This window comes from Flavobacterium tistrianum (assembly GCF_003254545.1).
In the GTDB taxonomy this organism is placed as follows: domain Bacteria; phylum Bacteroidota; class Bacteroidia; order Flavobacteriales; family Flavobacteriaceae; genus Flavobacterium; species Flavobacterium tistrianum.
Window position 1 is genome coordinate 141482 of the sequence record NZ_QJRH01000062.1, and the last position, 20963, is coordinate 162444.

Genomic DNA, 20963 nt, shown 5'->3' on the forward strand with positions numbered 1-20963 from the left:
AAAGACATATTAATTCAAACAACAAAAAGAGACTTAAATGTCTCTTTTTGGTTTATTAAGAATATTTATTTACCTCAATAAGGCTTTAACTATTAATCATCTCTTTAATAAGTTAGCATTTTTTATTTCTTTTGAAATTTCTTTCAATAAAATTTCAGCGACACCAATACTTAATTGATATGTGTTTATTACAATTTTTGTTTTTTGTTTATTACAATGAATCCAATAAGGCTGACTTTTTTTTTCGTTATCAGCATATTTTTTTTCCATAAAAATTACGTTGAAGATCTGCTCAATTTCGTTGTTATGTTCAGATATTTCAAAATATCCAACTCCTGAAATAATTACAATAGAAAAACTTTGAAAGTAATCAGAAGTTAAAATATGTTTTTTTCTAAAAGGAATTGATTCAATGTCAGCGTTTGCTGTTATTTTACTTGGAGTTGAGTTTATTTCAGTTATGAACGATTTCTCGTGGAAATTGATTAGGCTGTTTTCATTATTATCAAAGAGATAGTTGATTAACTTTTGATAATTTATCCACGTTTTACTTGTCCCCCAATTTTTCCCATTATCTTTTTTCAGAATTTGCCCTTTATATGGATATAAAGCTGAATAATTTTCTAAATCTCTTTCTATAATATCTTTAGAATCATATTCTTCCATATTACTCCAATAATTAAAATTATCCACGATTTCTCTTTGATACTGTTCTGATCCTTTTGATATTGCCGCCTCTTTTCCAACTATTAAAATATCAGAATATGGATTTCCTGTTCCAATATATTTGTATTCGTCAATTGAATTAGGTATACTTTTTAAATCACTTAGGAGCTTTTTGAAAAGTTTTTTTTTAACTTTCATTATGTATCTTTTATTTTGTTTGAAGTTATTTTGAAGATTATTACTAAAATCCAATTACTACAGTGGAATTGAGCTAAATTAAACCCTATTGATTTTAAATTTCAATTACGTTAGAATTTTTAATTTTCTTTTATTTATAGTTATTTATTCAAAGTTTTAGCTATTCTATTTAAAGCATTAATATCTACTTTTATTCCAAAAATTCGTTCAAAATCTTTTACTTGATTTTCTAAAGTTGGTGATTTCTGAAATAAGTCCCATAAATTTGTTACCCCTTTAAATCTGTTTAAGGCTTTTCTGTCTTTGAAATAATCCATTACTATACCAACTCCTTTTGCACCCATTTTTGTAAAACTTAAATCTCCCACAAAATCATCAAAACTTCCTGTATCGACTACCTTTTCAACAGAATCTATTATATTCGATTCTTTTCCTAAATCCCAAAAATGAAACATTAGTCTATTAGTACTAATTTTATTCTTTCTGCTGAATGCTTCCCAAAAACTACTATATTCCTTGTAGATTGCAAATTGTTCTTTAAGATTTTTTGATTCTGAAATTTTCTGTTCATAATTAAAAAAAGAATTTCTTAATTCTTGAAAATCGATTCTTAATTGTAATAATTTATCTGGTATATCATCAATTGTTTTACATTGAGATAAAAGAATGGGAACTAAAGGTGGAATAGGAATTTTTCTATAACCACTAAATTTCACTAATTCTTCGATGTTAATATCGTGCAGTTTTTTTAAGGTTTCGATTGTTGATTTAGAAATCCCAAGACCTTTGTTTATCTCCAATTCAGCTTTAAACCCAGTTAAAGGAATTGTTGTTTGAAAATTATTATCAGGCAATGACTTGTAAAGACTTGACAGTAAATCTTTTGGCGTGGTAGAACATTCAATTACAACAAATCTTTTGGTATCTTTTTTTTGACTTTCCGAATAGTGAGCCATTAAAACGGGGTACTTTACCTCAAAATCTTCAAACTTTTTTGGTTGGAAATATTTTCCAATTAAGTAGTCTTTGTTTTTATCTTGAAAATCAACATATAACTTGGACTCGTCTTTTCTGTCAATATTGATTGGAACATCTTCTGCATATAAAACTTTTCCCATATTAATGAAAAATGGAAACCCCCTAATTTGCATACCATTTTTGTGAGTTAAAACTAAATTTGTTATTGGTCTGCCCTTTGTAAATGTAACTTTTGAGGTTAAAAAATGATGATCCCATTCTTGATTGGATAACAAGAAATATTCATTTAAAATGAATGATTCAACAAAATTATTAAAGTTGAAAATAAATTCTTGGGATGCTTTACCATAACCACCAATTACATAATCCAACTCCCGTAAAAGTTCGAAATTATAATAAGCTGAATTATGCTTTAATTTTATTTCTTTTTGTGTAGTCATATATACTTTATACCGTAACTAGCTTGTAACTTTTATGTTCCCTCTATTTTTTTGTGTAAACACAATACTACATAAAAAAACTGAAAGCAATTATGTTTTCCCATAAAATTAGAATTATTTTTCAAAAAAATCAAACAAAAAAAGGTAAGCAAAATTAACGGATATAGGTATAAGATGTGCGCATAATGTCAGGTTTCGTTCCTCCTTCTGTCACCCTTCGGGATTTATAGCACATCTTATACCTATATCCTTTGTCTGAATGCTTTCTTTTTTTCCTTTTTCTTTTTTTAAGCATTTATCAATTGCAACAGCCTACAGCTATCATGACCATATTTTGATCATGATACTTTTAAATATTTTCTTTAAATTAGAAGCCTGCTTTTAAAAATCTCTAAAGATTGCCACGTTCCTGCAATCGGCAAGATGTACGGTTGTCTGACAACCGCCTATCTTGCCACCTATTGCCTCGGAACTCGGCGGTGGAGAATCTTAAAAGAAGAGAGTTTGAAAACAATGAAAAGGAAAAATAATGGAAAGAGAAAATTCAAACAGATCACGCAGAATAACCCTGCGCCTGACAGAGAAAGAGTATGCAAAAATTGAAAGCCAGTTCAAAGCAAGCACCTGCAGAAAATTAAGCGATTATATTCGAAAACACTTATTCAGCAGACCGATCACAAGCACATACCGTAACCAGTCATTAGACGAACTTATGGAAGAAACCGTCGTGCTTTCTTCAGAACTCCGTTCAATTGGAAACAACATCAACCAGATTGCCAGAAAAGTAAATACACTGAAAATGATTCCCGACTTCAAAGGGCATCTTTATCTGTTTGAAGTGCAGAGAAAAAAGCTTTTTGATAAAATGGAAGAAGTTTCCAGTCACACCCAAAAAATATCTGAGCGATGGTTGCAGTGATAAAAACCAGCCGTTCAATAAACAGCATTCTCAACTATAACGAAAACAAAGTTAAGGAAGGAGTGGCTGAGTGCATCAATGCCGTAAACTATCCATTGGAATTGGAGAAGTTAAGCTTTACCCAGAAACTGAACCGTTTTGTAAACCTGTCTTCGCTTAATGAAAACACAAAACGGAACAGCGTTCACATATCGCTCAATTTTGATCCGTCGGAAAATCATTCTAAAGAAAAGCTGATTGAAATTGCGGACACTTATATGGACAAAATAGGTTTTGGGAAACAGCCCTATTTGGTCTATCAGCACCATGATGCGGGACATCCTCATCTGCACGTAGTCACAAATAATATCCAGAGAGACGGGAAAAGAATTGATCTGCATCTGATAGGCGTTAAAAAATCAGAACCTGCAAGAAAAGAAACTGAAGATATATTTGGGCTGGTAAAAGCGGAAGGTAGAAAACAGAAAGAAGTTTTCACTTTAAAACCGATAAGTGTCGGCAGAGTTGAATACGGAAAAGCAGAGTCAAGAAAAGCAATTAATTCAGTTTTGAATAAGGTTCTATTTGATTATAAATATTCAAGCCTGCCTGAACTCAATGCAGTTCTAAACCTCTATAATGTTCATGCTGACAGAGGGACTGAGGAATCGAGAGTTTTTAAAAACAATGGACTGCTTTACAAGATACTTGACCAGAATTCTAAACCGATAGGTGTGCCGATAAAAGCCAGCGAATTCTACAGCAGACCTACCTTAAAGTTTTTGGAAAGAAAGTTTAAGTCTAATGAGTCAGAGAAAGAGTCTTATAAAAAATATGTGAAGAATGCCATAAAACTGGCTTTCTATCGTGAAAGCATATTTTCTCCCGAAAAATTATCCAAAGCATTAGAAGGAGAAAGCATTCACATGATACTGAGAAAAAGCAAGGAAGGACAGCTTTATGGAATAACTTATATTGACCACAAAACCAGATCCGTTTTCAACGGAAGCAGTCTGGGAAAAGAATTCAGTGCAAAAGGAATTCAGGAAAGCTGTGCAATGAACATTCTTACACTTGAAAGGAAATTTCAAAAGTCCAATTCAATGGCGTCAGAAAACTTTCAAAATATCGAATCGCAAGATTATGTAAAAGAAAATCTTGCAGATATACTTCTTCGTGGTGAAAAAGTAAATGATTATGTTTCTAAACAATTTAAACCAAAAAAGAAAAAGAGATTTTACAAAGGAATTTAAAAAAGTTAATAGAGCATAATTGAGCCCTTAACTTTGTCTCATATCTTTGTTCATATATCAAATAACCTAAATAAAATGTTCAACAACTTTGAAGAATATTATTCTTTTTTAAATGACGATAAATCTTACAAAAGACACATGGGGCTATCAAGTAATTTAAAACCTTTATTTCTTAAGCTAAACTCGGAAGATGAAAGGAAAAATTGTACTTTTGAAATATGCTTTCATGATTTTCAATTTAGTAAAGGAAGATATATCCCGCTGTTTGAAAATGGAGAAAACTGTTACCCTAATTTATCAGCATTTGATGATTTAAATTATCTAAAACAAAGGAAAGTTAATTGTGTTAATGATAAATATAAAGCAAAATATTCCCATTTGCTTTATTTAAAAACGAATCACAAAAGCTATGCAACAGATGCAATTGACAGCTATTTAAATTTTATTAATTCAATTCAATATAATCAAGAAGACAACCAAGAAAATATTGGTTTTATAAATTTCTTTGATAATCTTATCTTTTTAAGTGAAAAGGTAAAATATAATCAAAACGAAGTTATTGAATTAGTGAAAAAATATTTAACTGCTAGTGAAGGTTTTACTGCATTTCTTCTTATGGATTCTACTTTATCTACAATGAAGTTAAATCAGCCGACTAAAGAATTTTTCTTTAGTTATATCTTAAAAGAAATAAATGAAAATAATTTTCCGAACGACAGAGAAGAATATTTAAAATTAGCTATTTCACTAGCACAAAAACTTAATAAGTCACAAAAGGAATATCAAAATTTATTAGGTGATTTCTATATCGAAGAAGCTAAAAAACAAGGTAATAACTTTGCAGACCACACTTATTATTTATCAGCAATGAAAATGTTTAAAAAAACAGCTAATAAAGAAAAATTAGATAAGGTCTCTAAATTAATTGAAGATTCAAAAAATGATTTAAAATTAGAAAAGGTAACATTCACTGAAAGCAGTCCTGAGATAGACAAACTTTATAAAACTTTAGATGAATTTTCTACTAATTTAACTGAACAACAACCAAGTGAAATGATATATCATTATCTAATAAGTGCTAAGAATTTATATCCGAGAGCTAATACTTTAGAGGATTTTATAAGACCACAATCACTAGATTTTATAACAAGCATATCGTTAGATAAAAATAAAAATTTAAGTTTAAACAACTATCAAGGCATTAATTCTTATCGTTTCCATTTTGAAGCTTTCACAATACAACATTTAAAACAAATATTTACTAAAGGTCAAAGGAATGGAAAAATTACTTATAAAAGTTTAAAAGAATATTTAGAAAAATATTCATGGTATAATATTACTAAAAAACAAAATGAAATTAATGGTAATGACAATTCATATAAATGGCTTGAATTTATTTTACCACCTTTAAAATTGTTTTTTAATCAATCAGAAATTGATATTCAAAACTCAACTCATATTCGAGAAAATTACATCGTTGGTATTGATTCATTAACAATGAAATTTGAAGGAGTTTTAAGAGAATTCTCAAATTTAATTGGAGCTCAAATAATTGAAGCCCAAGATCTAAATACAGAAATGCGAATTAATTTCGATAAGCTTTTAGATAATGAAAAATTTATGGATGCAGTTGAAGAAGATGATATTGCATTTTTTAAATTCTTATTTACCTCTAAAGGGCTAAATCTCAGAAACAATATTGCACATAGTTTTTATACTCCAAAAGACTATTCCGCTTCATTAATGTGGCTTTTAATTTGTGCTTTCTTAAAATTAGGAGATTATGAATTTAAAGATAAAATGGAAAATTGAAATTAAATTTCAAAACTTTACTGTTGAAAAAAAAAAGGATGAGCAATGCTCATCCTTTTTTCATACTTCATTATATGTTGCCATTAACGATTTTTACAAAATTAGTAAACTTAAAGAGCAAATTGACCAATTGTTCAAACTGAAATATACGTATAAATACGTGTTGTACTTATTTATTATATTTCTTTAATTGTTATGGTTTTCCGTAAAGTAATAGTTTTTTTTTAAAGTTTATTTGTCAATAAAAAGAGCTAAATAATTTTTCGTAAAAATTATGAATATAATGATCTATAGATAACTACAACCAGGATATGTATATAAGTAAACTGAAGATTGAAAATTATAGGAATTTCTCCAATATTGAGCTTGATTTGCGACCATTCACTCTTATTATTGGCGAAAATAATATTGGTAAAACAAATTTATTAAATGCTATAGGACTTATATTTAGTCAAGAAATTACTATTTTCAAAAAAAGGTTTTTAGAAATTGATGATTTCAATTATGATTCAATTATGGAATTTAAACGGAAAGTAGCTAATAGAAATTTACCTACTACAGCGATTGAATTACCTATTGTAAAAATAGAAGTTACATTAACTGATTTTTTAGATGAACAATCCGCGATCGTAGCTGATTGGTGTATAGACAGGCAATTATCTAAAGCTAAGATAACGTACGAATTTGCGCCTCAACTAAGTTTTAAAAAAGATGATTGGATAGCTAAACAAAGGGAATCCCCCGATCTAAATTGCGATAAAATTGACTTTCCAATTGATTCATATGAATATCATATTTTTGGAGGAGATGATAGTTCAAATCGCTGTGACCTCTATTTTTTGCGCATGTTAAAAATGGAATTTTTAGACGCATTGCGTGACGCCAAAAAGGAGTTAGTTGCTAATAGTGATAACCGTCTTCTTTATAAAATATTAAATAGAAAAGAATCATCAAATTATTCTAAAATTAAAGACGTTCTAAGTAGTTTAAATGAAGAAATCACAAAGAATCACAATTTACTAGAAATAAAAAAAGATGTAAACATACTTCTTGATAAAGTTTCATTAACAGATAAAAATACTGTTAATGAAATTGATTTTGATTTTAGTTCGCCTGAAACATCTGAAATTTTAAAAAAGTTAAGTTTAACTTATGGTACGAATCCTATAAGTGTTGAAAGAAATGGATTAGGAAGAAATAATCTTCTATACATTACTTTACTTCTTTCTCAAATAGTAGAGGAACAAAAATTTAAAGCAGAACAAAGTATAAGAGATTTTACTGCTTTTCGAATTATTGCAATTGAAGAGCCAGAAGCACATTTGCACCCGAACTTACAAAATCATTTGTCACAAAATATAGAGAATATTGGTTATAATAAAAAACACTTACAAATTATTCTAACTTCTCATTCTACCCATATTTCTTCAAATCTTAAATTAGCCAATACTTTGGTATTATTTAAAGAAGGAATAAAAATTAAATCCCATTACATTCTAGATGGTTTGGATTTAAACAAAGATAAAGATAGTATCAATTACCTTTCGAAGTACTTAGATGCAACGAAATCTACAATGTTTTATTCGCGTAAAATCATCCTAGTTGAAGGTATAGCTGAACAGCTATTACTTCCCAAGTTTTTTGAAAAAGTTACAGGTAGTACTCTGGAAAAAGAAAATTGTAATGTTATAAATGTGAACGGAGTTTCTTTTTCTCATTTTTTAAAAATAATAAAAAATGGTTTTTTTATAAAATGTGTAGTTTTTACTGATAGTGATTTTACTAAAAGAACTAAAAATAGAGCACCTGCTCTTAAAAGAGCTTATTCTAAAGAATTTATAATAGATGTACAGATTACTAATCAAGAAACTTTTGAAAAAGATTTAATTGAGGCGAATAAATCAGGGATTGGCAAAAATACTCTTCTAGAGGCACTTCAAAAAACAAAGACAAAACTCTGCAATAGAAAAAATGTTTCAACGTATAAGATTAGTATTGGTAATTCAGATTTAGATGTAAATTCTTTTTTTGATGAAATTGAAAACTATAAGTCAGAATTTGCATTTAATCTTTTAGATCAAATGAATAATAATTTAGATTCAGTAATTGTACCATCCTATATTGAAAAAGGTTTAAAATTTCTTACCACATGAAAAACGAGAAACCTAAGTTAATAATCGCTGGTGCTGGTAGTGGTAAAACAACAAACATGGTTACCGAAATTGTGAGGAGTATACCTCAACTAGAACCATATAGATTTTTAGTTGCAATAACATACACCAATGCTGCAACCAATTCAATTAAAGAAAAATTAAGTCGAAAAATAAAAATACCCCCAAATGTTTTTATTGGAACTACCTATGCATTTTTTAATAAATTTTTGGTGTTACCTTATGCAACTTTATTACCTAAAGTTACAATTGACAAAAAAAATAATAGAATAAAAGAAGATTTTATTGCTGTAGACAAGATTTTTTTTGAATTAGATGACAAAAAACTAAACACGATTCTAAAAGCAAGTTACACTAACTGGAGTACATTAGAACCTCACAAAAAAATAATATATGAAAATGCATTTATAAATAATTTATTAAAAAGTGGAAAGATTCCATTTGATAAAATAGCAAGTATTTCATCCATTTTGATTAAAGATCATAAAGTTATACGCGAAGCATTAGGAAATAGATTGCAATTTTTATTTGTTGATGAGTTTCAAGATGCAAGTAATCAGCAATTTGAAGTTTTTGACCAAATTAGAAAATCTAAAAAAACTATGATATATAAGGTAGGTGATGCGGAACAATTTATATCAAATTTCTCGGCAGGTTTTAAAGACTTCTCTAAAATACCAATAGTTCACCATCAAAATAAATATGAAATATTAAAAGAAAAAATTAATAACCGCTGTAGTTCTCAGATTACAAATTTTATAAATAATTTCAATACGCAATTACAACAAAATGCCAGTTTTTCTACTATTGATAAAGATGGAGTTTTTTACATAACTAAATCAGATCTGAAAGAAGTCGTTAAAATTTTTAAAGACAAAACTATAAAGTGGGAAGGAGAGAATGATTTCAAAAGATTTTACCTAGCGTACGAAAATAAGATGTTCGACGGTGTATATGAACAAATGAATTTGTCAAAAATTTCCAATGAAACTACAAAACCAAATCACATACTCTCGGAGGTATTGCAAATTATAACAAAGATCGAAGATTGTAATCATAAACAAGTTTGTGAAAAATACAATTTGAATGTTCTTCAACTGAGAATATTGGCAATTAAATTATGGAAGGCAAGTTTTAAAAACTCTAATGAATTTAAAAAATTTCTAACAAATGAACTTCATCTTAATATAAATAACAATTTGTTAAATATTGAAAAGTGTTATGAAGATTTAAAAAATTTAAAGCTTAAAAAAATATCGACCAAATTGACAGATTTCACAACATCCATTCATAAATCAAAAGGATTGGAAGCTACTTGCGTTTTAGTTGTTGCAAAAGATAACAAAGAACTAAGTTTATGGCTCGAAACAGATCACAATAATAGAACTACTATACAGTATAGTGCCAAAAATAAGATAAAAGCTTTTGACGATCATTATAGATTGGGATTTGTTGCTTTTAGCAGAGCCAAGACAGCTCTTTACATTGGATGTTTAGAAAAACTAAATTTAAATAATAAAGCAAGACTTGAAAATTTAGGTGTTAAATTGATTTAAGTTCAATATCAGATTACTTACTAAATTAAATGAGAATTAAATTTATAAATAAAACATTTTAAGTTTCTTGAAACTTACTACTAATATTATTTCAAATGACATATAAAGCAGATACTGAAATTGATTTAGGTGAACACATTGATGGTATATATATTATTTCCTCACAACATAGAAGAACAGGAAATATGAATAAAAGTATTTGGTTAATAGATTTTAAAGAAGAAATAGATTGTTTTATACAAACTATTAGTAACAACTGGAAAGATGGAGTTGAGGCTTGGGGTTTAAAACATGAAAATTCAAACTTAAAGGTTCTAGGTTTAAGCAGTATGAAAGAAGAATTAAAATTAGCTAAATTTGTAGATGGTAATAAAAAAAATGTTTGGCATGGATACCCAGCAAATCACATGGCTAACTCGCAAGATAGACCAACAACAGAAATTTTAAAAAAATGGGTTGATCTGGGCTATATCACAAAAGCAAAGATGAACAAAATTAGACAAGGTCAATTATGCTACCTGTAAAGATCACAATTCAAGGAGACTACTATGACTGTCAAATTTACCGTGGCAGACTATATTTATGGACATTTGAAGGTGTTCTGAAGGTTTATAATTGGAATGAATTAGTACAATCGTTTATTAGAAAAGAAACTGATAAAATTGCAATGACTTTTTGCTTCTTAGATGGAAATTACTTATATAAATCCTCCCTCATAGAGCTCTTTAAAGATGAAGATTTTAAAAATCTATTATTAAATAAATTTAATTCGATCCATAAATTAACTTTTGATATTAGCGAAGTTGAACTTGAAAAATATTTATTTGGTCAACAAGATATTCCTACTGGGATTTTACCTACCGATACTGAGATTTACAGTAACAAACTCTATTTCATACACGAAAAAGGTCTTTATACTAGTTCTGCCCATAGAGAAAAGTCTGCTAAATTTCCCGTCAGTTCTAGGCCTACAAAATTGTGGGATTGCAATCTATTATCTATAAAAGCAAATAAATATCCACAATTGGCTTTATCAGGAGGTAGTGATGGACTATTTGAGTTGAACATGGCTACTAGTTTACCCAGTAATCTTAAAAGAATTGAGAAAAACAGACCTATATTTCAAGTAAGCGAAAATCATTCGTCTTTTTCTAATTATTCATATTTAAATATATATAATTCATCTTTAATAGAAAATTCTTTCTTAGCTATGTTTAAATGGAATATGACGAAAGATCGAAATAATAATGATAAAGCTTTACGAGATTTTGATGTTAGTATAGGTGATAATGAAATATTTAATGTAAAAAGCAAAAAACATTTTGTTAGCTGGGGTATTGAAGATAAATTATATAAAGCTAATGAAGGTGGTTTCGAAATTATTAAATATAATAATTATGCAAATCCAGAAAAAGGAGAAAATAAATTCAATCGCCTAAAAAGTGTAAATTTTAATGCGTGGAAAGGTAAAGTAGTAAATGGTGGAACAGCTTATTTTGGTAACATTGTAGAATGCGAAAATGCATTAGTTGTTATACAAAGTGATGGTAATGTGTTCAATATTGAAGGTCCAATAACCAGATGGAGAATCTATCCTCGATCAATTAATTATGAAAATCACCTTCACGTAATCCTTGACGATAGAATTGAAATTTATTCTTTTAATCATGACTACTTTTTAAATCAAGAGAATAAAGAAATCGGCATTCAATTTAAGTCTGAAAAGCATCGAAGAACAATAAAAACAAGTTTTTTCGATGATACAGATGAAAGTTTATTTAAGGAATCGGATGATTTACCGTTTTAAAACTTGAAGTTCGCAATTTACATTTTACTCTTTTGCAAAAGGTTCTATTTTTCTATGTTGAATTTCGATTGCAACTAAGAAATTTTAAACAACAATTTTACACAATCTTTTAATAGCGGGATCACTTTTTATAAAATGATAAAATACATATAAAACATGCTGAAAATAATCAAAGTTGACAAAAATATTGGTCTTATAGAAATTGACCACCTCTATACTGAATTATACGACGCAATTAAGAATAATTATTTAATTGATATAATAATACCTATCATGTTAAAAAAGAATTACTTAGGTATTACACCCAGTTTAATTCAGTACATATCTACTTGGATTAGATACAACCAATCTGGTAAACTCAGACTTGATATTGAAAATCCTTCAGACGATATGATTAGAGATATTTATGAAAACGAGTTTATCTTTCCGATTATTTCTTTGGTTTGGGATACAAACGGTGTTTTTGATAAATCAGGTAATAATAGTTTACGTAATAATCTAAAGATTATGCAGAATGCTACTTTTCTTAAAATGAAAAAGGTTGAAGCTTTTAAAGGAGAAAAGCTGTTGCTTACGAATTTTGATCATTTATCTGAAAATAAAGGCATTTTACCATGTTTTGAGAGAAATGGAGAGTTCATTTCAAATGAAAACGAGTTACTAGAAAGTCTAAAGACTACAATACATAACGATGTTTTAAAATATGACGCAACTACAAGAAAAAACTATATTGAAGAGCAATATGAATTAAATGGAATCATATATGAATTGATGAAAAACACATTTGAATGGGCTAAGGATAATGAAACGGGTGTTCCATATGATCCAAATATTAGGGGGTTATTAATGAAGTTCTATAAAAAGACACGAGTAAAGCTTATTCAAGAGTACAATAGTAACAATGCTGTATGTGATTATTTCAAGAGCGATTTATTAAAAGAAAATGATAAAGGTGAGATATATTTTCTAGAAATATCTGTCTTTGATAGTGGTGCTGGATTTGTCCAAAAATATAAAGCATTAAATAACGATACTCAACTAAATAACATCGATATTATTAAAAAATGTCTCATAAAACATAATACATCTGCTAAGGGACTTGACAGATTTGACAAAGGATTGGGTTTAGATCGAATCTTAAATATTCTTAATCGAAAAGGATTTTTCAGAATAAAAACAGGAAGTACATGTTTATATCGAAATTTAATTTTAAATCCTTTAAAATTGGAAGAAACCGATACAGATAATGAAATGGAGCTATTTGATTGGAGAACTGATGATAAAGACAACTTTACTGAATATGTAAATGCGTCAGGTTCAGTAATTACAATAATTTATCCATTATCCTTAAATCTAGCCTAATATGAACAATTTTTACATATATAAGTTTGATTTTAAAGAGAAATCAAATATTATCTCATCCACAGTAATTTTTTGTAATAACAGTGTAATCAACGAAACTAATTTATCAGATGAAATAAAAAAGTTTTATCAAAACCACTCCCAGACAGATAAAATTTTTGTCATCGGAGGAGAATATTTATTTGAAAGGTTAATGGAGGTATTTGTTGATAATCAGAAAGAAACATTTAAAGGGGTACCGAGAAGGGAAGAAACTTCATTATATGAAAACGTGCATATATTTACATTTGATCGTAATAGAAATCTCAGTTTAATTAATGGAGATATCAAACTTCCTAATTCTTTTGAAGAAAAATTGTTTAATGAAGGATTACAAAATATTTTTATAAAACGAGGTGGATTAGTTGAGACCCAAGGGACACACCACTATGTTTTTCCTTCTGGAAAGCATTGTGATAAGTTCTTAAGAACCGGGAATATATTACTTTATAGTAGTGAAATTTACTTCATTGCATTTTCATTATTAAAATATTATGATGAAGAGAGGCATTCTCAAATTTACTGTGATAGTTCTTCCATTAATGCAATTGCTATAGCATTAAGCGAACTTAAAAATAGATTTATTGATGAGCCAAGTCTTACACATATAGAAAGTTTCAGTTCTTATGAGGGATTGTATAAGAATGATTTAAATTATAAAAACAATGCCCTCTTATTAATTTCAGCTTCAACATCAGGTAATATTTTAAATTATATAACTAAAGTTCATTCGGAATTAAGTCGATCTAACATTGTTGTCTTGTACTTCCTAGATATGGACAATAGAATCTCTGAGGTAAAAGAAAACGTTTTATGCAATCTAACTGAAAATAAAGAAAATAACCCAAATGGTTTGATACTATATAGGTCATATAAAAATGAAGATTGCCAACTATGCAAAACAGGTTCGTATCCCGTTGAGGTATCAGGGGATGTTTTCTTACTAGAAAAGCCCCGTATAAATTCTATTTTAATTGGTGTTGATGATGCAGATAAAAAATTATCAAAATTTGTTGAACAATTTAAATCTTTAAATTATAAAAATACCGTCCTTAAAACAAATTACAAGGAGAATGACCCGACCAACAAGTATGAAATTTATATTGATTATTCTGAGATACTACAAGGAATTAAATCTACAAGATATATTAAATATAAAAATAAATTAGATGCGTATATAAATCAATTTGTACCAAGTAATACAAGATTTATTATCCATTTAAAAGACAATTCCTCTAGAGAATTATCAGAATATATTTTAGACAAAATAAAAGATAATTATCAGCATGGCAAAGAACCTTTGTTGATTAGTCAGGATGCAAAATTATCAAAAGAAATTCCTAAAGATTGTAATGGCAGTGTTTTAGTAGTAGGATCATGCATTTCAAATGGAAAAAATTTATTGTATTTGAGTAGAGCTTTGAGAAATTTTGAAAAACTTAGAGTTGTTTATTTTGTAGGAGTATCAAGAATGAATAATTCAAATAGTCTTAGAGTTTTAAAGAGTAATTTAAAACAAGGTAATTATGGCCCTGAGACTAGTACCTATGTTGAAGTTGAAAGTATTTCCTGTCTCAACAAATCGAAAAAAAGTGCATGGCTATTAGAACTTGATTTTTTAAAAGACATGATTTCACTAATTAAAGATGAAGGAAATGACACTAATTCTCTTATATACTTTAACCAAAGGAAAGATTTTATAAATAATAGTTACAGTAACACTCTAAAAGGGCTAAGTAATGAATTGTTTTATCATGTTGTTACTTCAAAACCATATAAAAATTTGCAATTAAGAAACAATTTTGCGTTTTGGAATTTCGACAACTATGTTAAAGATGTTAATCAGTCCGATATTTATTTTACTATATCTAATATTGTAAATAGTCTAAGAAATTCTGAAAAAATTGAAAAGTCTTTATGCCAGTCATCATTTGTTAGAAATTTGTTATCTCCAGCTAATTTTAATAGATTTAATGATGGAATAATACAAGCTTCAATACTTCGAAGTGCTACAGCGGATGAACTAAGCTATTCTATTGATTATGAAATGTCTTTTGAAATGAAAAACATTCTGGAAACATTAATAAAATATCATGAAGAAGAACAAGGAGAGGCATTATTAGAATTTTTATATGCCATAGCCACCAGAAAGCTATCTCTTAAAACTGATCATTTAGTAGAAATTCTAGAATTTTTAAATGTTAATTGTAATAATGATATTATTAAATGTTTTGGCTTATTTATACAAAAAAAGATTATAGATGAAATTACAATTAAATAGTAATTATAAAATTTCTGGATTAATTAAATTAACTGAACTTTTCCAATCTGATGAAAAATTATGTATTATAAATCATTTATAATTTTTAGATCTTGTAATAAATGGTTCGAATTCTGTACCGCCAAGGTCGCTAGAATTTAAAAGTTTGAACAAGTATTAATCTTTTACAATTTAGTTTTTAATGTGACCCCGAAGGGATTCGAACCATAGTATTATAAATTGAATTTGTTTTTTGACTATACTATAAGGTACATTATTATAATATCTCATTTAATTTAGTCACAAAGTTCGGGAATCATCTGCGGGCGCTTGCAAAAAATTCCCCCATAAATGCAGGATAAAAATCCTGCTTTATTGCGTTGCTTTTTGCGCTTGCTGGATGATTTCCGACTGATGTTCCATAATTAATTTTAAAATTTAGAAATTATGGAAACTTTAAATCAGAAATGGCAGATTGTATCGGAAATTGAATTAGTCTACAAATCAAAAATTAAAACCTCTGAAAGACCTCAGATCAAATCATCTAAAGACGCTTACTTACTTTTGAAATCCTCATGGGATCAGGGTAAGATAGATTATTTTGAACAATTTAAGATCTTATTTCTGAATCATTCTTTCAAAGCCTTAGGACTTTACGAAATGTCCTCAGGAGGAATAACAGGAACTATAGCAGATCTTCGCATGATATTTTCGGCAGCCCTGAAAGCAAATGCCACAAACATTATGATTACACATAATCATCCCTCAGGAAATACAAGCCCCTCAGAAGCAGATAAACATATGACTGCAAAGATCAGGCAAGCAGGCGAACTGCTGGATATAAAACTGCTGGATCATCTAATCATAACCTCGGAGACTTATTACTCCTTTGCGGATGAAGGCGCCTTGTAGGCGCCATTTACCATTTTTTATATTGCTTTAAGTCATATTCTGTAAAGATGTCATCAGAAGCACATATGAGGGGATCCATCCAGTTGATCTTTTTTTCAGCCCAAATTATCCATTGCTGAGTCTGATCATCTAATGGGGTTGCCTGCTTTTGAACAGCTTTTACATAATTCCGTATTTTCGTCACCTCATCAAATCTTTGTGATTCCTCAAGCAAGGCTTTGAAATCCTGCACCTCTTTTTGCTTTCTCTCAGCTTTATTCCTTTCAATGGCTTCCTGTTTTTCCCGTTCTATTTGGCGCAGTAGGCTTTCTTCCTGCCATTTCTTTTCCTTCTCTGCCATTATTTCCAGCTTGGCAACAATCCTCGCAAGTATTCCTTCCAAGGGTGTCGTACCGTCTCGCCATTCTTTCTGGTCGGAATATTTTCCCACTTGAAAAACAAATACACCTGTTGGTATTAGTTCCGTTGCGCTGTATCCTTGTTTCGAAGGTACACGTTTGTTCGCTTCACGAAGATGCACCTCGATTTCGATGCCATCCACCACTGCGACCGTATAGCCGTACTGGTTCTTTCTTAATTCATGTCCACGGTATTCAAGCAGTTTTATCAATGCATCAATGAAGCGTAATGCCCTGGGCATAAGCGCATCAGCTACGTGCAAGAATAGTCCTTCCCTATTCGGCTCCCAGTAACTTTTGCTTTTGTCTCGTTTTTCCCAGTTATCTTTAGTAATCTGTATGAGTCTATGAGGCTTGCTAAGTCTTTCCCCAACTTCAAGGGGAGCCTTCGGATCTTTTTCAATTTCTCTTGTAAGCATTACTATAGGAGACGGAATCGGTATATGTTTTTCAGTTTCAAACTTCTTTTTCAGGATCTCCACTGTCTGTGATCCCGTATAATTCTCTGGCAGTTTTGTCTTCCATTCCCTGCCGTACCTGACCTGTACCCAGTAGCTGGCATAAGGCAGGGGAACCTGTATTTCTGCGCAGGCGGCACGAAGGCTGTAACTGGATATGCCATAGAGTCTTGTAATCTGCTCCATGGTCTTTTTCCAAACCAGATCGTATAATTCTTCCCTTGTAAACGTGATTGTTTTCATAAGCACTTTGTTTACAACCCAAAACGGCAGGAAGGTAGTTCATATTTTATCAGAAAAAATTAAAGTCTTGATAAATATCAGATATTGCTTAAATTACAAAATTGTTTATGACTCAAACTGCAAGATGCTAGAGTAAACAAAATATAATTTATCAAGTTCCTAAGAAAAGTGGCTCAAGAAATTGACATTTAAAATAGAAATCTCAATTTTCTCTGAAGCTTTGCTTTTCAAATGTGTTTTGGAAAAAGTATTGGATGTTGCAGTTATTGCTTGCTGTGCAATTGAGCTTAAAATTGATTAATTCCGTAGTAAAAACTACTAAAATTATATCCATGTCACTATTAAAAGCATTCTACAAACCAAAGTCTTTCTGATGATTTATAAGTTTATTATTATATATTTGATGGTGTAGAAGAAAACATACACTTAGATTATAAAGTTGCTGATTCTATTTCAAGCACAAACAAGAAAAAAAACGAAAATTCAAAAGATGTTATTGCTTTTGCAAATTCTAATGGTGGAGTTATAATCTATGGAGTGAACAAGTATGACGAAGCGGGTATGACGATTATTGCTGTTCCATGCCAAAGAAAAATTGAAAATAATAGTGAAGATTAATATTAATCAACTAAGAACTCGCTCAATTACGTGATTGGTAATTACCTATGTTGATGAACGGGTAAGTTCCCGTGCCTGAGTGTGAGGCGCAATGGGGGTATGGCGGCTGATATATTAATCAATATAATACACTTAAAAATAAGAACATTACTCAATATTAATTCTCACTGTGAGAAACTCAAATTTGCTTAATCATTATTAATTTAATTTGTTTGTGTACATAGATATGACTTTTCTTAGTAATTACGAGTTCTGGACAATGATTGCGACAATCGTAACTAGTATAATCGCATATGTTGCTTTATCAAGTTGGAAACAGCAGAAAAAACATGAACTTCGAATTGAAATTTTTGCCAATAGTAGAAGTGCTATGGGGATGATTAGGTCTATCAGAGATCCTATAACATTTGAAGGAGAAATAACAGATGATGTTATCATTGAAAGGCAGAGAATTAATATAGATCCTCCAACTCCTGAGGAATATAGATACATGATTTTTCTCACTAGAACAAAAAAAACTTATGAACAGTATCAACAACTATTGCTATTAAGAGAAAAAATATGGGCTGAATACGATGAAAATCATATTTTTTATAGGTTCTACGATTACATCTTGCAGACAACTATCGATATTAGAGATGCTCATCATGTTTGTATGCTGTTGCGAGATAGAGCAACCCTTTGCAAACCAGAAGATGCTTTTGAAAGAAGTCGAAATGAGCAAAAAATTGTTACAAAAAAAGAAGATGAGATAGAAAAATCGATGAATAACCTGTTTACTGAACTATCCGAAGAAAGAAAAAAAGGAAGAAGAGGGTCGATTAATTTTGTCCTTATTCAAGCAGTTTGCAACCTCTGGAAAAGCTGAATCTTTACTTCGATAGTTTTTTATATAAACTATGGAATGTAATTTTATTAAATTATAATATTTAAAACATATGGGTTTATTTGACGACAAAGAAGCAAGAAAGAAAATAGAGCATCTCGAAGATGAGAGAAAAAAAATTTGGGATAGGTTAGTTAGGCTTGAAGCTGATAATAGGAGTATTAGAGGTGAAATAGTCAAGAAAGCTTCTGAATCGCAAGGCGAAGCAGCTCAACACTCACGTAAGGCAGCGGAATTTAGGAATAAGACTGAAGAAAGATTAACAGAAGCAAATCAAAAACTTGGAGAAATTAACTCGAAACTTGCTGAGTCAGAGAAATTATTAAGCAGTATTTCTAAAAATCATGAGTTGGTTATTGAATTTAAGGCTAAAGCTGAAAATACTCATGAAGAATTTGATAAAGCTTATAATGAACTAAAGGAAAATATAGAGTATCTAAACGATTTTATGACAGAATATCCTGATTTGGATGAAAAATTAGAGGGCATTAGCAAGTTTATTGAAGATATTGAAAGTAATTTATCGAAGTCAAGAACTTCTTTGACAACAATTAATACTCGAAAAAAAGAAATTGATGAATATTATCAAGAACTTTTTGGATATGAAGATGAAAATGAAGATGGAGAAACTGTAGTAGTAGAAGGTAAAAAAGACGCATTAGAAACCACCTATGATGATTTAGAAGAAAAGCTTACAAAAGCGGAAGTTAGAATTCATACAATAAATAAAGATTTTGAAGCTAATTATAAGAACTTCGAAGAAGAACATAAAACAAACTATTCAAAAATAAATAAAGAAATAGCTAGTTTACTACCAGCAGCATTAACAGCGGGCTTAAGCTCTGCTTTTTCTACAAAGAAAAAAGAAGAAGAAACTAATTTAAGCTTAATGCAAACAAGGTTTTCAAATGGAATTTATTTTTTGATAGCAGCTAGCTTTATACCTTTTATTGTAAGCATTGTATTGATGTCTCGTGGTGAATCATTAGATCAGGTAATTTTTAAACTTCCTCGTATGGTTTTAGGAATTATTCCTATGTACATTCCTATATTATGGTTTACGTATTCTGCAAACAAAAAATTAAACCTTTCAAAAAGGTTAATTGAAGAATATGCACACAAAGAAGTACTGAGCAAAACTTACGAAGGCCTATCTAAACAAATAAATAATTTAGATAACGATGAGCAAACAGCCGAATTAAAATATAGATTGTTGTCTAATTTTCTTCAAGTTACATCTGAGAACCCTGGTAAACTTATATCTAATTACGAGTCCTCTGATCACCCAGTAATGGAAGCACTTGAACAAAGCTATAAATTCCAACTCGCAGTTGATAAATTAGATGGAATACCTGGATTAGGAAAAGTAGCTGCAATACTTGAATCGAATACTAAGAAGAAACTTGAAGAAAAATCACATAAAATTGAAAATGCACTTACTAAAAGTGAAAATGAAAAGCAAAAATTAAATTAATTACAAATGAAAAAGAAAGATCAACTGATTTTTATTCATATAATCAAACTTGTTTCTTCATTCCATTGATAGAAAGCGAAAGGTGGGGAACAGTTTTTTTATAAAGAATCAGGATATTGACCGATGGAGTAATTAAAAATGGTACTATTAACTATCCTCTCTATAATTTTTAACCATTTTGATTTTCCCTGCGGACACAAAATTATGATGCGAATGCGATCAAACTACAATAATCTTCAATAAAGTGGTTAGATAATTGAATGCTTCCCGCTACTAAAGAAAAACACCACTTGAAAAAGCTGGTGTTTTTTTTATTCAAAATTTCTCAGCTTGTCGGACTCATATCCGCCGCGGCGGACACAGGTTCGAGTCCTGCTCCCGCTACTAAAGAAAAACACCACTTGAAAAAGCTGGTGTTTTTTTATTCAAAATTTATCAGCTTGTCGAACTCATATCCGCCACGGCGGACACAGGTTCGAGTCCTGTTCCCGCTACTAATTGGGACAAAGAGGAAAATTTCTTCTTTGTCCCTTT

16 protein-coding genes are annotated in these 20963 nt (G+C 29.7%); 13 read left to right on the forward strand and 3 right to left on the reverse strand.

The window, feature by feature from the left end; genetic code table 11:
- Window positions 1-96 precede the first annotated feature (96 nt).
- Window positions 97-864, reverse strand: a complete 768-nt coding sequence (locus tag DMB71_RS05145; protein WP_111364231.1) for a hypothetical protein — start codon at window positions 862-864, stop codon at window positions 97-99.
- A 140-nt stretch (window positions 865-1004) separates the two neighbouring features.
- Complete coding sequence (locus DMB71_RS05150) at window positions 1005-2282, reverse strand: hypothetical protein (RefSeq protein ID WP_111364233.1); 1278 nt, start codon at window positions 2280-2282, stop codon at window positions 1005-1007.
- Window positions 2283-2811: 529 nt separating this feature from the next.
- On the opposite strand from DMB71_RS05150, the gene DMB71_RS05155 reads away from it, so the two are divergent.
- The 10 genes from DMB71_RS05155 to DMB71_RS05205 all read left to right on the forward strand — a co-directional run bounded on the left by DMB71_RS05155 (window position 2812) and on the right by DMB71_RS05205 (window position 16352).
- Window positions 2812-3201 carry a plasmid mobilization protein gene (locus DMB71_RS05155; RefSeq protein WP_111364235.1) on the forward strand — a complete coding sequence of 130 codons (390 nt, stop codon included), beginning with the start codon at window positions 2812-2814 and terminating at the stop codon, window positions 3199-3201.
- A complete protein-coding gene (locus DMB71_RS05160) occupies window positions 3189-4433 on the forward strand; it encodes a relaxase/mobilization nuclease domain-containing protein (protein WP_111364237.1) in 1245 nt (414 codons plus the stop codon). Before DMB71_RS05155 ends, DMB71_RS05160 begins: the two co-directional genes overlap by 13 nt.
- Window positions 4434-4508: 75 nt before the next feature.
- Complete coding sequence (locus tag DMB71_RS05165; protein WP_111364239.1) at window positions 4509-6245, forward strand: DUF4209 domain-containing protein; 1737 nt, start codon at window positions 4509-4511, stop codon at window positions 6243-6245.
- Window positions 6246-6556: 311 nt separating this feature from the next.
- Window positions 6557-8398 carry an ATP-dependent nuclease gene (locus DMB71_RS05175; protein WP_111364243.1) on the forward strand — a complete coding sequence of 614 codons (1842 nt, stop codon included), beginning with the start codon at window positions 6557-6559 and terminating at the stop codon, window positions 8396-8398.
- Window positions 8395-9972, forward strand: coding sequence for a UvrD-helicase domain-containing protein (locus DMB71_RS05180; RefSeq protein ID WP_111364245.1), 1578 nt, complete (start codon window positions 8395-8397; stop codon window positions 9970-9972). Before DMB71_RS05175 ends, DMB71_RS05180 begins: the two co-directional genes overlap by 4 nt.
- A 95-nt stretch (window positions 9973-10067) precedes the next feature.
- Entirely contained in the window at window positions 10068-10496 is a 429-nt protein-coding gene (locus tag DMB71_RS05185; RefSeq protein ID WP_111364246.1) for a hypothetical protein, read from the forward strand.
- Window positions 10484-11779: a hypothetical protein gene (locus DMB71_RS05190; RefSeq protein WP_111364248.1), complete on the forward strand. Its 1296-nt coding sequence runs from the start codon at window positions 10484-10486 to the stop codon at window positions 11777-11779. The genes DMB71_RS05185 and DMB71_RS05190 overlap by 13 nt, the downstream gene beginning before the upstream one ends.
- Window positions 11780-11935: 156 nt before the next feature.
- Window positions 11936-13141 (forward strand): hypothetical protein, encoded by a 1206-nt coding sequence (locus DMB71_RS05195; RefSeq protein WP_111364250.1) that lies wholly within the window; start codon window positions 11936-11938, stop codon window positions 13139-13141.
- A 1-nt stretch (window position 13142) separates the two neighbouring features.
- The gene (locus tag DMB71_RS05200) at window positions 13143-15461 is read left to right on the forward strand and encodes a hypothetical protein (protein WP_111364252.1); all 2319 of its coding nucleotides are present in this window, start codon (window positions 13143-13145) and stop codon (window positions 15459-15461) included.
- Window positions 15462-15887: 426 nt separating this feature from the next.
- Window positions 15888-16352, forward strand: coding sequence for a JAB domain-containing protein (locus DMB71_RS05205; protein ID WP_111364254.1), 465 nt, complete (start codon window positions 15888-15890; stop codon window positions 16350-16352).
- Between the two features lie 7 nt (window positions 16353-16359).
- Here DMB71_RS05205 and DMB71_RS05210 read toward each other — a convergent pair whose 3' ends face one another.
- On the reverse strand, window positions 16360-17451 hold the full coding sequence (locus DMB71_RS05210) for a hypothetical protein (RefSeq protein WP_111364256.1): 1092 nt from the start codon (window positions 17449-17451) through the stop codon (window positions 16360-16362).
- A 420-nt stretch (window positions 17452-17871) separates the two neighbouring features.
- Between DMB71_RS05210 and DMB71_RS05215 the strand changes: the two genes are divergently transcribed.
- The 3 genes from DMB71_RS05215 (at window position 17872) to DMB71_RS05225 (ending at window position 20429) form a co-directional block, all read left to right on the forward strand.
- On the forward strand, window positions 17872-18069 hold the full coding sequence (locus DMB71_RS05215) for an ATP-binding protein (RefSeq protein WP_262510404.1): 198 nt from the start codon (window positions 17872-17874) through the stop codon (window positions 18067-18069).
- A 259-nt stretch (window positions 18070-18328) separates the two neighbouring features.
- Entirely contained in the window at window positions 18329-18937 is a 609-nt protein-coding gene (locus DMB71_RS05220; RefSeq protein ID WP_162614783.1) for a hypothetical protein, read from the forward strand.
- 70 nt (window positions 18938-19007) lie between these two features.
- Window positions 19008-20429, forward strand: a complete 1422-nt coding sequence (locus tag DMB71_RS05225) for a coiled-coil domain-containing protein (protein WP_111364262.1) — start codon at window positions 19008-19010, stop codon at window positions 20427-20429.
- The last annotated feature ends 534 nt before the right edge of the window (window positions 20430-20963 follow it).